At 74.5% G+C, this 13319-nt stretch carries 14 protein-coding genes and 1 tRNA gene; 6 read left to right on the top strand and 9 right to left on the bottom strand.

The features are described 5' to 3' along the window. Positions 1 to 76 precede the first annotated feature (76 nt). Positions 77 to 946 (bottom strand): LysR family transcriptional regulator, encoded by an 870-nt coding sequence (locus ABEA04_RS07235; RefSeq protein ID WP_345456270.1) that lies wholly within the window; start codon positions 944 to 946, stop codon positions 77 to 79. Positions 947 to 1029: 83 nt separating this feature from the next. On the opposite strand from ABEA04_RS07235, the gene ABEA04_RS07240 reads away from it, so the two are divergent. Then, on the top strand, positions 1030 to 1962 hold the full coding sequence (locus ABEA04_RS07240) for an EamA family transporter (protein ID WP_345456273.1): 933 nt from the start codon (positions 1030 to 1032) through the stop codon (positions 1960 to 1962). A 90-nt stretch (positions 1963 to 2052) separates the two neighbouring features. Here ABEA04_RS07240 and ABEA04_RS07245 read toward each other — a convergent pair whose 3' ends face one another. After that, positions 2053 to 2283 (bottom strand): LPXTG cell wall anchor domain-containing protein, encoded by a 231-nt coding sequence (locus tag ABEA04_RS07245; RefSeq protein ID WP_345456276.1) that lies wholly within the window; start codon positions 2281 to 2283, stop codon positions 2053 to 2055. 431 nt (positions 2284 to 2714) lie between these two features. On the opposite strand from ABEA04_RS07245, the gene ABEA04_RS07250 reads away from it, so the two are divergent. Next, positions 2715 to 3896 (top strand): hypothetical protein, encoded by a 1182-nt coding sequence (locus ABEA04_RS07250; protein ID WP_345456279.1) that lies wholly within the window; start codon positions 2715 to 2717, stop codon positions 3894 to 3896. A gap of 75 nt (positions 3897 to 3971) precedes the next feature. On the opposite strand, the gene ABEA04_RS07255 is transcribed toward ABEA04_RS07250, so the two are convergent. Continuing rightward, entirely contained in the window at positions 3972 to 4754 is a 783-nt protein-coding gene (locus ABEA04_RS07255; RefSeq protein WP_345456282.1) for an SDR family NAD(P)-dependent oxidoreductase, read from the bottom strand. Between the two features lie 101 nt (positions 4755 to 4855). Between ABEA04_RS07255 and ABEA04_RS07260 the strand changes: the two genes are divergently transcribed. Further along, positions 4856 to 5716, top strand: a complete 861-nt coding sequence (locus ABEA04_RS07260) for a helix-turn-helix transcriptional regulator (protein ID WP_345456284.1) — start codon at positions 4856 to 4858, stop codon at positions 5714 to 5716. A gap of 28 nt (positions 5717 to 5744) precedes the next feature. Here the strand turns inward: ABEA04_RS07260 and ABEA04_RS07265 are convergent. Next, a tRNA-Arg gene (locus ABEA04_RS07265) sits at positions 5745 to 5817 on the bottom strand. 46 nt (positions 5818 to 5863) lie between these two features. Continuing rightward, positions 5864 to 6484, bottom strand: a complete 621-nt coding sequence (locus ABEA04_RS07270) for a TerD family protein (protein ID WP_345456287.1) — start codon at positions 6482 to 6484, stop codon at positions 5864 to 5866. A 141-nt stretch (positions 6485 to 6625) separates the two neighbouring features. On the opposite strand from ABEA04_RS07270, the gene ABEA04_RS07275 reads away from it, so the two are divergent. Further along, positions 6626 to 7804 carry an LCP family protein gene (locus tag ABEA04_RS07275; protein ID WP_345456289.1) on the top strand — a complete coding sequence of 393 codons (1179 nt, stop codon included), beginning with the start codon at positions 6626 to 6628 and terminating at the stop codon, positions 7802 to 7804. Between the two features lie 11 nt (positions 7805 to 7815). Continuing rightward, positions 7816 to 7995 carry a hypothetical protein gene (locus ABEA04_RS07280; RefSeq protein WP_345456292.1) on the top strand — a complete coding sequence of 60 codons (180 nt, stop codon included), beginning with the start codon at positions 7816 to 7818 and terminating at the stop codon, positions 7993 to 7995. A 106-nt stretch (positions 7996 to 8101) separates the two neighbouring features. Here ABEA04_RS07280 and ABEA04_RS07285 read toward each other — a convergent pair whose 3' ends face one another. The 3 genes from ABEA04_RS07285 to ABEA04_RS07295 all read right to left on the bottom strand — a co-directional run bounded on the left by ABEA04_RS07285 (position 8102) and on the right by ABEA04_RS07295 (position 9643). Then, positions 8102 to 8506 (bottom strand): MscL family protein, encoded by a 405-nt coding sequence (locus ABEA04_RS07285; protein WP_345456295.1) that lies wholly within the window; start codon positions 8504 to 8506, stop codon positions 8102 to 8104. A 54-nt stretch (positions 8507 to 8560) separates the two neighbouring features. Continuing rightward, entirely contained in the window at positions 8561 to 9235 is a 675-nt protein-coding gene (locus tag ABEA04_RS07290) for an SAF domain-containing protein (protein ID WP_345456298.1), read from the bottom strand. A 63-nt stretch (positions 9236 to 9298) separates the two neighbouring features. Beyond that, positions 9299 to 9643 carry an FmdB family zinc ribbon protein gene (locus ABEA04_RS07295; RefSeq protein WP_345456301.1) on the bottom strand — a complete coding sequence of 115 codons (345 nt, stop codon included), beginning with the start codon at positions 9641 to 9643 and terminating at the stop codon, positions 9299 to 9301. A 100-nt stretch (positions 9644 to 9743) separates the two neighbouring features. Here ABEA04_RS07295 and ABEA04_RS07300 point away from each other — a divergent pair, with 100 nt between their 5' ends. Next, entirely contained in the window at positions 9744 to 12455 is a 2712-nt protein-coding gene (locus tag ABEA04_RS07300) for a penicillin acylase family protein (RefSeq protein WP_345456304.1), read from the top strand. Positions 12456 to 12694: 239 nt separating this feature from the next. Here the strand turns inward: ABEA04_RS07300 and ABEA04_RS07305 are convergent, their stop codons facing one another. Further along, on the bottom strand, positions 12695 to 13297 hold the full coding sequence (locus ABEA04_RS07305) for a 5-formyltetrahydrofolate cyclo-ligase (RefSeq protein ID WP_345456307.1): 603 nt from the start codon (positions 13295 to 13297) through the stop codon (positions 12695 to 12697). Between the last annotated feature and the right edge of the window lie 22 nt (positions 13298 to 13319).

Raw genomic sequence — 13319 nt, forward strand, 5'->3', positions numbered from 1 at the left:
CGTGTCCCTCCCCTGCCACCCGGTCCCCACTCGGGCGCGGAACGTGCGGTGCGGGGACGGGTGACCCGTCAGCCGGTCAGCCCGTCAGCCCGTCGACCAGCGCGCGCAGCGGCGCCCATCGGTCGCGGCCACGCCGCGTCACGGCGTACGCGCGCAGGGTGAGCGTCGGGTCGCGCAGCGGCATCACCCGGACGCCGTCGCGGTGCTCGCGGTCGCGCGGCAGCAGCCCGACGCCGCGGCCGGCGACGACCAGGTCGGCGACGAGGTCGAGGGAGTCGATGCGGTGCGCGATGCGCGGGCTGAAGCCGGCGATCGAGGCGAGGGTGCGCAGCACCTGCTCGTCGGCGGTGTTGCGCGAGTTCACGATCCAGTCGTGCCCGGCGTAGGCCGCGAGGTCGTCACCACCACCGGTGCGGTCGCGCGCCGGCACGCCGAGGCCCCACTGCGTCGTCCAGAGCGGGACGACGTCGTGGTCGTCGCGCCAGCCCACGGGCGCGAGGTCGTAGTCGTAGACCAGCGCGAGGTCGACGGCGTCGTGGGCGAGCAGGTCGAGGGCCTCGGGCGGCTCGTGCTCGTGCACGACGACCTGGATGCCGGGATGACGCGCGGTGAGGTCGTCCATGACGGGCAGCAGCGAGCGGCGCACGGCGGTGCGGAAGCCGGTGACCCGCACCGTGCCGCGCGGCTCGGCGTCCGGGTCGAGGTCGAGCCGCGCCGCCTCGACCGCGGCGAGGACGGCGACCGCGTGCTCGGCCAGGCGGCGTCCGGCGGGGGTGAGACGCACCCGCCGGCCGTCGGGCTCGACGAGGGCGACGCCGACGTCGCGGGCGAGGGCCGCGATGCCCTGCGACACGTTCGACGTGGTGGTGCCGAGCTCGTCGGCCACGGCGCTCATCGACCCCCAGCGCGAGAGCTCGAGCAGCAGCCGGAGCCGGCGGACGTCCACGGCCCCATTGTGCGGTACTGATGAACGGTGCGTAAAGCAATGTCACGTGGACGCGCACGGTCGCCGCGTCGTTGACTTGCGCCATGAGCACCACGCACCTCTCGCCCACCCGCGCCGGCGTCTCGATGGCGATCGCCTCGATGCTGTGCGTGCAGGTCGGTCTCGCCGTCTCGGTCGGGCTGATCGACGAGGTCGGGGCCGGGGGTGCCGCGTGGCTCCGGCTGTTCTGGGCCGGCGTGCTGCTGCTGGTGGTCGTGCGGCCGCGGCTCTCGTCGTACAGCCGCGAGGCGCTGGTGGCCGGGGTCGCACTCGGCGTCGTCACCGCCGGCGTGACCCTGCTGTTCATGGGCGCGGTGGCGCGGCTGCCGCTCGGCACCGCCAGCGCGCTCGAGTTCATCGGACCGCTCGGCGTCGCCCTCGCGCGCAGCCGCGGCGCCGGCCGGGCCTGGGCGGCGGTGGCCGCCGTCGGCGTGCTGTGCCTGACCCAGCCGTGGACCGGCGAGGCCGACCCCGTCGGCGTCGCCCTCGCCCTCGCCGCGGCCGCCTGCTGGGCGGCCTACATCCTGCTGACCCAGCGGCTCGGCGACGCGGCCGGCGGCATCAGCGGCCTGGCGATCTCGATGCCGGTGGCCGGTCTGGTCGCCACCGTCGTCGCCGGTCCCGGCGTGTTCGGCCAGCTGACGCCGCAGCTGCTGCTGGCCGGGGTCGGGCTGGCGGTCCTGCTGCCCGTCGTCCCGTTCACCCTCGAGCTGCTCGCGCTGCGGCGCCTCACCACCGGCGCCTTCGGCACCCTGATGGCGCTCGAGCCGGCCTTCGCGCTGGTGATCGGGTTCGTCGCCCTGCACCAGACGCCGAGCTGGGTCGCGGTCGCCGGCATCGGCTTCGTGGTGGCCGCCGGCGTCGGCACCGAGCGCAGCGGCGCCCACCGACCCGTCAGCTCAGACGGGTCCGACGGCTCCGACGGCTCCGACGGGTCCGACGAGCCGGTGCCCGTCGGACCGGCCGTCTCAGGATGAGGGAGCCCGCTGGACCGTCCCCCCAGGTGCGGTCCAGCGGGCTGTGTGTGACGGTGCCCACGCACGGGGGTGGCTTACCGCAAGAACTCCTCAAGATGCGTGACGACGTCGCCTCACCACGAGGAGGGCAACGGCCGCCATCGCCAGCAGCCCGGCTCCGGCCAGCCCGGACGACGCCGCGGCGCCCTCCCTGGCCGTGTGGCGGGGGCCGGGGCGCAGGTAGCCGCCGAGGCTGGCCAGGAAGCCGGGGCGCCGGTCGGCGTCACCGGCGTCACCGGGGTGGCCGGGGTGGTCGGGTCGGTCGTCTCGCGTCGTCACCACGACGACGCTCCTCCGTCGTGACCACCCCGGCCTCCACCTCTCAGGTGAGGACGCGGCCCCAGGGGTGAACGGCGGTGGACGCCGGCCACCGGTGACGACCGTGTCGCCCACGGGCGCCGGGCGGTCGGCGCGTCCTCCCGGTCGAGTGTCAACATCCCGGGCGTGCCCACCGTTGTGACGGTGTGCAAACGATGACGCGACCTGGATCATGGCGGTGCGTGCTCGGTGGGGCGGGCTTCGCGGTCGTGCTGACCGCAGGCCTCGCGACCGTCTCGCTCCCTCAGGCGGCGGCCGTGGAGTCCTGCCGTGGGCGGCCGGCGACGCACGTGGGCCGAACGGGCCACGAGCTGACGGGGACGGCGGGGAGCGACGTGATGGTCAGCAACGGGGCTTTCCAGGTCACGGCCGGCGACGGTGACGACATCGTCTGCGTGACTGGCGACTTCGGTTCCCCTGAGGTCTACGCCGGCACCGGCGAGGACGCCGTCGTGGTCGAGCTCGTCGACTACGCCGACACCTACACCTCACTCGGCCCGGGGGACGACACCTTCGTCGGCGGCGACGGCCCCGACGTCGTCGGAGCCGTCGTGCGGGCCTTCGTGGACGAGGGGGGCGACGACACCATCCGGACCAGGGGCGGTGACGACGTGGTGGCCGTCGGGACCCGGCGTGCTGGCCCCGCTGTGACCGCCGACGTCGACCTGGGCGCCGGCAACGACCTGCTGCGCGTTGACCAGAGCGGTGCTCTGGCGACCAGCTCACTGCGCGGCGGCGGGGGACAGGACGTCTTGTCGGCGTGGGTCGGACCCGAGACGACGCAAGCCGCGATCGACCTGCCCGCGCGCAGGGCCACGGCCGACGGGCGGGTGGTCGCCAGCGGTTGGGAGGGCTTCGAGGCGTTCGTCTCGACCCAAGCCAATCGTGGCGCTGGCGGCACGGAACGTGGCGCCCGTCTGGTGGTCGTCGGCACCGCCGGTGACGACGTCGTGCGCAGCGACTCGGCCGTGAGGACTACCGGTGACCTCCGCGGCGGTGACGACGTCATCTCGGTGGTCGGGGAGACCGATCTCGACCTGGGTCCCGGCGACGACTGGGCGCGCGTCGAGCAGGTCGGCACCGGCGCGGGACGCATCGACGGCGGCACCGGTCGCGACCGCATCGGCGCCTCGGCCCCCTACGCCCGGCCGTGGCTCGACCTCGGACGCCGGACGCTGACCCGGGTCGGGCGCCCTGCTCCCGCGGTCGCCGTCGTCGGCTTCGAGGACGGCGACGTCTACTCCAGCGCCGGCCGCCTCACCGGCGACGGCCTCGAGAACGTGCTGCGCGCCCAGTGCGGCCGTATCGACGGCGGCGGTGGCGACGACGTCCTCACGCAGCGGCGATTCGTGGCGACCACCAGCACCGACCCCTTCGCCGCCCTGACGACGGTGCCCGACACCGGACGGTCGACCTGCGCGGCGTTCCGGGCCGACGGCGGCCCGGGCGACGACCGGCTCGGCGGCTCGGACGGCAACGACGTCCTGCTCGGCGGTCCGGGCCGCGACCGGGCCAACGGGTACGCCGGCCGCGACCGCTGCGAAGCCGAGGTGCGGCGTGGCTGTGAGCCGCGCTGATCCGGCTGGCTGCGAACGCCCGCGGCCTGGTCCGCGCGGACTGGAGTGCGGCGGGTGTCGACGGGTGCGGCTGCCTCAGGCTCCCCGAGTTGCCGTGATGCCGCCGTCCACCGCGATGCGCGCACCGTGCACGTACGTGGCCTGGGGCGAGACGACCCAGGCCACCGTGGCCGCCACCTCCTCGGGCCGGCCGGGTCGGCCGGCGGGGGTGGTCGCCGTCATCCGGTCGACGACGTCGCCGGCGCCGGCGTTCACGGGGGTCCGGGTCGCGCCGGGCGCGACGGTGTTGACCCGCACGCCGCGCGGGCCGAACTCGACCGCCCAGCTGCGGGCCAGCTGCTCCTCGGCCGCCTTGGTGGCGGAGTAGAGGCCGACGAAGGCGTGGCCGACCGTCGCCATCCACGAGCCGACGACGACGATCGAGCCGCCGCCCGCGGCGACCATCGGCGGCGCCATGGCCGCGGTCAGCACGTGCGGTGCCCGCACGTTGACGGCGAGGGCGTCGTCGAGGTCGGCGTCGCTGAGGGAGACCGTGTCGACGGCCGGGCACACCGCGGCGTTGTGGACGAGGAGGTCGACCGGCCCGCCGAGCGCCTCGGCGAAGGCCGTGGCCGTGGCGCGCAGGTCGTCGGCCGGCGCGGCGAGGTCGGAGGGCACGAAGAACGCCGTCCCCCCGTGCTCGGCTACCGCGGCGACGACCTGCTCGCCGCGAGCACGGTCGCGTCCGGTGACGACGACGTGGGCGCCGCGGGCGGCGAGGAGGTGGGCGGTCGCGGCGCCGATGCCGCTGGTGGAGCCGGTGACGACCGCGCGGCGGCCGGTGAGGGAGAGGGACGGGTCGGTGACGGTGGTGGTCATGGGTCCAGTGCAGGACGCGGCGCCCGGGCGCACCAGCGCAGGCGCTGCCGGGGCACGACGTGACCAGGCACGCCGTCCGTGGGCGACCTACGCTGACCGGCGTGCCGGCCGACCGCTCCGCCCTCGGCGCCTTCCTGCGCTCGCGCCGCGACCGGCTGACCCCGGCCCAGGCGGGCATCGACCCGTTCCCGGGGCCGCGCCGGGTGCCCGGGCTGCGCAAGGAGGAGCTGGCCGTGGTCGCCGGCCTCAGCCCCGACCACTACAGCCGGATCGAGCAGGGGCGGCAGGCCACGCTGAGCGTCGACGTCCTCGAGGCGCTCGCGCGTGCGCTGCGGCTCGACGACGTCGAGCGGCAGCACCTGCACGACCTGGCCGCCCCGGTGGGACGCCGTCCGGCCGACCCCTGGGAGGCGCCGCAGCGGCCCGACCCCGGCCTGCTGCGCATGATGACGACCCTCGACCACGTGCCGGCGCTGCTGCTCGGACGGCGCGGGGAGGTGCTGGCGCGCAACGCGCTGCTTCCGGCGGTGCTGGGCGCCGACCTCGCGCCCGGGGCGTCGTTCCCGCGATGGCTGCTGCTCGACGCCGGCGCCCGCGAGCGGATCGAGAACTGGGGCGAGTACGCCGCGACGGCGGTCGGTGCGCTCCGCTACGAGGTGGGACGCCGTCCCCACGACCGCCGGCTCGCGGCACTCGTCACCGACCTGCGCGAGGCCTCCCGGGAGGTCGATCGGTGGTGGGACGACCACGGCGTCACCGACCGCACCTCGGCGGCCAAGCGGATCGCCCACCCCGAGGCCGGGCCGCTGGTCTTCGGCATCGAGGCGGTCGAGACCCCGCACGACCGCGACCAGCGGCTCGTCGTCTACACCGTCGAGCCGGACTCGGCCACCGCCGCGGCCCTGCCGCTGCTGGCCTCCTGGCACGGTGCGCCCGCGGTAGGGGTGCGCGGGCCCCGCTGACGTCGTCCCCCCCAGGGGAGGGTCGGTGTGCCCCAGGCAGGAGTCGAACCTGCGACCTTTCGCTTAGGAGGCGGCTGCTCTATCCGCTGAGCTACTGGGGCGTGCGCGGCTCATCCTCGCACCGGCGGGGACGAGCCGGGGGCGCGGCTACTTGCGGCCGGCCGACCAGTTCATGCCCCAGCCGTAGGCCTGGTCGAGGTCCTGCTGGAAGCCGTTGATGTAGCGCACCTCGCGGTTGACGGTCAGGCCGCCGTCCTGCGGCGTGAGGAGGGCGATGGCGCAGGTGCGGGCGGAGCGGTTGGCCTCGTCGAGGCGGATCTCGATGGGGGCGGCGCCCTGCGGGTAGAGGGTGACGACGCCGTTGGCGTCGGCCCAGGCGGGCGCGCCCTCGTAGATGAAGGCGAAGACCAGCACCCGGCGCAGCTGGCCGAGGTGGTCGAGGTTGATGAGCAGGTTCTCGCCCTCGGTGTTGGTGCCGGAGCGGTCGTCGCCGTCGAGGAAGACGTAGGGCGGGGTGTCGAGGGAGCCGAAGGAGTTGCCGAGGGCCTGGACGACGCCCTTGCTGCCGTCGGTGGTCTCCCACAGCGCGGCGAGGTCGAGGTCGATGCCGCCCGACTTCTTGCGGCCGAACAGGCCGCCCTTCTGGCCCGCGCCGGCCGACTGGTCCCAGTTGAGGTTGACCCGCATCCGACCGCCGGCGCCCGCTCCCTTCGCCAGGTTGACCGTGGGGCTCGCCTTGGTGAGCTGGACCTTGTTGAGATCGACCATGCAGGCATCCCATCACGTGCGCGGTGAGGGCGCGACCGCGGCCGTCGCACGGCTCGTGCGGTGATTTGGAGGGGCTCACGGCCGGTTCGCACAATGGCACGAGCGCCCGACGTCCGATCCCGTTACCACACCAGGTGAGCCTTGCCCGACACGACCGACCACCAGCTCGACCGCCTCAGCTCCGACGACCCGTCGTCCGCGATCACCCGGCCCAAGCGCCGGGGCCGGGGCAAGAAGCGCTACAAGGTCCTCACCGTCCTGGTCTCCACCGTGGTCGCGCTCGCGCTCGCCGTCACCCTGGGCGCCGCCTACTGGCTGCGTCACCTCGACGACAACATCGACTACCAGGACTACGACGCGCAGCTGAGCAACCGGCCGACCAAGGTCGCCGTCGACACCGGCCCTCAGGAGCCGCTGAACCTGCTCGTCATGGGCTCCGACACCCGTGAGGGCGCGGGCAACGACATCGACGGCCTGACCGGCGCCGGCGAGCGGTCCGACACCACGATCCTTTTCCACCTCTCGGCCGACCGCACCTTCGCCTACGGCATCAGCATCCCGCGCGACACCCTGGTCGACCGTCCCGACTGCACGGGCGAGGACGGCGAGACCATCCCCGGCGCCGAGGGCGCGCAGTGGAACGACGCGTTCGCCGTCGGCGGGCCCGCCTGCACGATGCAGCAGTTCGAGCAGCTCACCGGCATCCGCCTCGACAACTACGTGCTGCTCGACTTCAACGGCTTCAAGGACATGGTCGACGCGATCGACGGCGTCGAGGTCTGCATCCCCGAGCCGATCGTCGACCGCGCGCACGGCATCGACATGCCGGCCGGCACCCGCACGATCTCGGGCAAGGAGGCGCTCAACTACGTGCGCGCCCGCTACACGCTCGGCGACGGCTCCGACATCGGCCGCATCAAGCGGCAGCAGGCCTTCGTCGCCGCCATGGCCGCCGAGGTGGTCTCGAGCGACGTCCTGGCGCGGCCCGACCGCGTGCTCGGCTTCCTCGACGCCGCCACCAGCTCGCTGCAGACCGACTTCGACTCGGTGCGCGACATCGGCAAGGTCGGCCTGTCGTTCCAGGGCATCGGCCTCGACAAGATCAAGTTCGTCACCGTGCCGTGGCGCTACTCGCCGATCGACCCCAACCGCGTCGAGTGGCTGCCCCAGGCCGAGAAGCTCTGGCAGACCGTCATCGACGACCAGCCGCTCGGCCGCAGGCTCGGCAAGGGCAGCATCAGCGCGAACGACGACGTCGAGGGTGACGGCAGCTCGCAGAAGGCGGCCGCCGAGCGCGCCTCGGCCGGGCTCTGCGCCTGAGCGTGGCTGCCGTGCCCGCGACCGCCGACGAGACCCCCGAGCAGCGCCGCCGGCGCCTCGAGGCGGTCTTCGGCGACGTCCTGCCCGAGAGCACCTCCGACGATCGTGACCCGCCCTCGGCGCGTGACCGCGACGGCGAGGACCCCGGCGACGCCTGGCTGCGCGAGCAGGTGCCGCCGCACCACGGGTGAGGCGGGGCCGGCGGGGGCGCAGGAGTCACCGGTGATCCGGTGACTCCTGACGTTCTCGGCCGTTGCATCGGCCGAGAACGTCAGGAACCGGCTGAGAACGGGGGCGTCAGGCCTTGTCGAGGCCGGACGGCGGAGCCGCGTGGCCACCGCCGGTCGAGCCGCCGGCCGCCGAGGACTGCAGGATGTCGCGGATGTCGCGCAGCAGCGTGATGTCCTCCGGGGTGCCGGGGGCGGGGCTCGGGAAGAACCTCTCCTTGGCCTTCACGTAGGGCACCACGATCAGGAAGTAGACGACGGCCGCGAGGATGAGGAACGAGATCACCGCGTTCATGAACGCGCCGAACGAGTTCTCCCGGTTCGTGAAGACGTCGTCGAGGCTGCTCGGCAGCTGCGAGGTCAACCAGGCGGTGAAGGTCGTGACCACGGTGCCGAAGGCGGCGCCGATGATGACGGCGACCGCGAGGTCGACGAGGTTGCCGCGGAAGACGAAGTTGCGGAAGCCGTTCAACATGGGGCTCTCCAGGGGTGCGATCCGAGTGGGACGTGCGGAGGGTGCGCGCCGACGCTACTGCTCGGACCACGTGTAGGTCACGAGTCGCCGCGCCGTGGCGTCGGCGATCTCGGTGACCTCGGACGGCGCCACGCCCAGCACCACCAGCCGCCCGGGCAGTCCCGCCGGGCCGGTGCCGCCGTCGTCCGCCGGCAGCGCCAGCACCTCGACCCCGGCCGCCACGGTGCTCGCGGTGCCGGCCTGCGGGTCGGCGCCGACGAGGTCGAGCCGGTCGCCGACCCGCAGCAGCGCGACGGCGCCGGCGTCGGGCAGCCGCAGCGGCAGCGCGACCAGGTCGGGTCGTCCGGTGGTCATCGCGGGCCCCACCAGGCGGACGTCGGTGACCGCCTCGCCCCGCGCGACCGGCGCGGCCAGCACCCGACCCGCGGGCTCGTCGGCCACGCCGTGCGGCACCGAGCCCGGTGCGAACTCGACCACCTCGAGGTCGTCGGCGCCCAGCACCTGACCGGCCGGCAGGTCACGCGCCGCGACCGTGACCGGCACCGTCGCGGGCGGTGGCTCGGACGCCGCCGCCAGCCCGGCGGCCGCCGCGACGGCGGTGAGCGCAGCGGCCAGCAGCCGCCGCCGGCGCAGCACCGCCCGGCGGACGGCGACGCGGACGCGCGCCAGGCGCGAGCGGGACGTCGGTGCGGCGGGTGAGGGCGCGGGCGTGCGGGTCGGGCTCGGCATGCCGCGACGCTAGGTGAGTCGCGCGGGCGCCGGAGCCGTCATCCACAGGCCCCGCGGCGGGCCTCAGCTGGAGCTGGTCGCGGCCGACTTCGACGACGACGAGGACGACGGGGACGACGTGTCCGACTTCGACGACGACGACGAGTCCGAGGAGGACGACGTCGAGGACGACGAGTCGGACTTCGACGAGTCGGACTTCGACGAGGCCGCCGGGTCGGTGGACGACGACCCCGAGCGGCTGTCGGTGCGGTAGAAGCCCGAGCCCTTGAAGACCACGCCGACGGCGTTGAACAGCTTGCGCAGCCGGCCCGCGCACTGCGGGCACTCGGTGAGCGTCGGGTCGCTGAAGGACTGCCGCTGCTCGAAGGCGTGGCCGCACTCGGTGCAGGCGTACTGGTAGGTCGGCACGAAGGGCTCCTCGGTGCGGGTGGTGAAGGGGTCGGGGCGAGGATCTGGCACTCTGCCCTGACGAGTGCCAAGCCTACGCCACGGCACAATGAACGGCACCATGCAGACCGACGACGCCGAGACCGGCGGCACGAGCAGCGCCGGCGCGGCCACCGCCGACCCCGCGGGCGACGTCGTCCCGGCCCCCGAGCCGGGGCGCCGCCGCTGGCCGCCGCTGTGGTGGCGCCGCTTCCGCCGCCTGCCGTTCCCGGTGCGCCTGACCACCTACGTCGTCCTGGTGCTGGTGCTGGTGCTGGTCGCGGCGCTGCTGGCCGGCGTCGTGGTGGCCCGCCGCTCGTTCCCGCAGACCACCGGCACCATCGAGGTGCCGGGCCTGGCCGGCGACGTCGAGGTGGTGCGCGACGAGCACGGCGTCCCGCAGATCTACGCCGACACCACCGACGACCTGATGCTCGCCCAGGGCTACGTGCACGCCCAGGAGCGGTTCTTCGAGATGGACGTGCGGCGCCACGCCACCGCCGGCCGGCTGGCCGAGCTGTTCGGCGACAGCGCCGTCGAGACCGACCTCTACACCCGCACCATGGGCTGGCGCCGGGTCGCCGAGCGCGAGCTGCCGCTGCTCACCCCCCAGACCCGGGCCGCGCTCGAGAGCTACGCCGACGGCGTCAACGCCTACCTGGCCGACCGGTCGCTCAGCCGCATCTCGCTCGAGTACGCCGTCCTCGACCTCGGCGGCCTCGACTACACGCCCGAGCCGTGGACCGCCGTCGACTCCCTGGCCTGGCTCAAGGCGATGGCGTGGGACCTGCGCGGCAACATGCAGGACGAGATCGACCGGGCGCTCACGATCGCCACGGTGGGGGAGGAGCGGGCGGCCCAGCTCGACCCCGCCTACCCCTACCGCGAGCACGCGCCGATCGTGCAGCAGGGCGCCGTCGTCGACGGCGTCTTCGAGCAGGACGCCACCCGCGGCGGCACCCGTGAGCCCAAGCGGACGGCGTTCGGTCCCGTCGCCGACGACCTCTCCGGCCTGGCCGCGGGCCTCGACCGGATGCCGTCGTGGCTCGGGCGCGGCGACGGCATCGGCAGCAACTCGTGGGTCGTCTCGGGCGACCTCACCGACACCGGCGCGCCGCTGCTGGCCAACGACCCGCACCTCGGGGTGTCGCTGCCGGGCGTGTGGTTCCAGGTGGGCCTGCACTGCCGCTCGGTCGGGCCGGAGTGCCCCTACGACGTCGCGGGCTTCAGCTTCTCCGGCGTGCCCGGCGTGATCATCGGCCACAACGCCGACATCGCCTGGGGCTTCACCAACCTCGGCCCCGACGTCACCGACCTCTACGTCGAGCGCATCGTCGGCGACCGCTGGCGCCACGGCGACCGGCTGCTGCCGCTGCGCACCCGCACCGAGACCATCGAGGTCGACGGCGGTGAGGACCTCACCATCGAGGTGCGCTCGACCCGGCACGGGCCGGTGCTCTCCGACGTGGACGACCAGCTGCAGGACGTCGCCGCGCTCGGCGCGCTCGGCGACGACGGCGCCGACGGTGACGAGCCGGGCGAGGACGGCGACGAGTACGCCCTCTCGCTGGCGTGGACGGCGCTGCAGCCCTCCACCACCGCCGACGCGATCCTCGGCCTGAACCAGGCCTCGGACTGGAACGAGTTCCGCGCCGCGGTGGCCGACTTCGCCGTCCCGGCCCAGAACATCGTCTACGCCGACCGCGAGGGTCACATCGGCTACCAGGCGCCCGGCGTCGTGCCGATCCGCAAGTCCGGCAACGACGGCCGGCTGCCGTCGGCGGGCTGGCGGCCCGAGAACGACTGGTCGGGCCAATTCGTGCCCTACGACGGCCTGCCCAGCGTGCTCGACCCCGACGAGGGGTTCGTGGTCACCGCCAACCAGGCCGTGATCGGCCGCGACTACCCCTACTTCCTCACCGACGACTGGGACCGCGGCTACCGCTCCGAGCGCATCCGCGACCGCATCGAGGCCGGGCTGGACGACGGCCCGCTGAGCCGCGACGACCTGCTCTCGATCCAGCTCGACGACGCCAACCCGATGGCGCCCGTGCTCGTGCCCTACCTGCTCGACGTCCCGCTGCAGAAGCAGTACGCCGACGACGGCCAGCGGCTGCTCGAGGGCTGGGACTTCTCGCAGGGCGCCGACAGCGCCGCCGCGGCCTACTACAACGTGGTGTGGCGCAACCTGCTCGAGCTGACCTTCCACGACGAGCTGCCCGAGGACCTCTGGCCCGACGGCGGCCAGCAGTGGTTCGCCGCCGTCACCCGGCTGCTCGACACGCCCGACGACCCGTGGTGGGACGACGTCACCACCGACGAGCGCGAGACCCGCGACGACATCCTCGAGCGGGCGCTGCGCGACGCGCGCGACGACCTCACCGCCACGGTCTCGCGCGACCCGAGCGAGTGGCGCTGGGGCGAGCTGCACGAGCTGAGGCTGGAGAGCTCGACCCTGGGGCAGTCGGGCATCGGGCTCGTCGAGCGGCTCTTCAACCGCGACGGCTGGGAGGCGCCCGGCGGCGGCTCCCTCGTGAACGCCACGTCGTGGGACGCGGCCGAGGGCTACGAGGTCACCGCCGCGCCGTCCATGCGCATGGTCGTCGACCTCGGCGACCTCGACCGCTCGCGCTGGATCAACCTCACCGGCACCTCGGGCCACGCCTTCAACCGGCACTACACCGACCAGACCGACCTCTGGGCCCGCGGCGAGACCCTCGCCTGGCCGTTCACCGAGGACGCCGTCCGCGAGGCCGGCGACGACGTCCTCACCCTCACCCCCGACGGCGGCTGAGCGCGCGGCCCGTCGGTGGGCGGCGGTTCGCGTGGGGGCCCTTCGACAGGCTCAGGGTCCGTGGGCCGGGTTCTCGTTGACGGCGAGGGGTCTCGAGGCTCGGCCGTGGCCGGCCTCGCACCTCGACCATCGTCGGAGGACGCTGGTCGAGGTGCGAGGAGCCCTGGCGACGAGCCTCGAGACCACCGGACGTCCGCGTGGGGGCGCCCTTTCGACAGGCTGAGGGTCCGTGGTGGTGGTCAGAAGCGGCGGAGGCCCGACGGGGTGACGGCGGCGGTGACGGAGCGGTCGTGGGTCTCGGCGGGGACGGGACGGTCGGTCTCGCCGTCGTAGAGCACCACGCAGGTGAAGGTGCCGACCGGCACCCGCCCGAGCGCGCGGTCGTAGCTGCCGCCGCCCCGGCCCAGCCGCAGCCCGGAGGACGAGACGGCCAGGCCGGGCACGAGGACGGCGTCCGCGGTGGCGACGGCGTCGACGCCGAGCCGGGGGCCGGTGGGCTCGCGCAGGCCGTAGCGGGCAGGGGCGAGGCCGGCGTCGCCGGCGTGGACGGCCCAGTCGAGGTCGCCGTCGTCCAGCAGCACGGGCAGGAGCACGCGGGTGCCGGACCGTGCCAGCCCCTCGAGCAGCCACGTGGTGCCGGGCTCGACGCCGGTGGAGACGTAGGCGGCGACGGTGGCCGCGCGGTGCACCTCGGGCGCGGCCAGCAGGTGTCCGGCGAGGGCCCGCGCGAACAGCCCGATCTCGGTGAGCGCGAGCCGGTTGCGCGCGGTGGTGAGCTGGTCGCGCAGGGCCAGCTTCGCGGGGCCCGCACCGGGAGGCCGCGGGGGTTGTGGAGAGGCCACCGGTTGAGCCTAGGCTCGGTGG

It is taken from the genome of Nocardioides marinquilinus, assembly GCF_039543705.1.
Lineage (GTDB): Bacteria > Actinomycetota > Actinomycetes > Propionibacteriales > Nocardioidaceae > Nocardioides > Nocardioides marinquilinus.

What these genes read in the sequence shown, in the direction of transcription:
- ABEA04_RS07240 (WP_345456273.1), top strand. Translation starts at nt 1,030, where the DNA reads ATGAGCACCACGCACCTCTCGCCCACCCGCGCCGGCGTCTCGATGGCG.
- ABEA04_RS07255 (WP_345456282.1), bottom strand. Translation starts at nt 4,754, where the DNA reads ATGACCACCACCGTCACCGACCCGTCCCTCTCCCTCACCGGCCGCCGC.
- ABEA04_RS07270 (WP_345456287.1), bottom strand. Translation starts at nt 6,484, where the DNA reads ATGGTCGATCTCAACAAGGTCCAGCTCACCAAGGCGAGCCCCACGGTC.
- ABEA04_RS07285 (WP_345456295.1), bottom strand. Translation starts at nt 8,506, where the DNA reads ATGTTGAACGGCTTCCGCAACTTCGTCTTCCGCGGCAACCTCGTCGAC.
- ABEA04_RS07290 (WP_345456298.1), bottom strand. Translation starts at nt 9,235, where the DNA reads ATGCCGAGCCCGACCCGCACGCCCGCGCCCTCACCCGCCGCACCGACG.
- ABEA04_RS07300 (WP_345456304.1), top strand. Translation starts at nt 9,744, where the DNA reads ATGCAGACCGACGACGCCGAGACCGGCGGCACGAGCAGCGCCGGCGCG.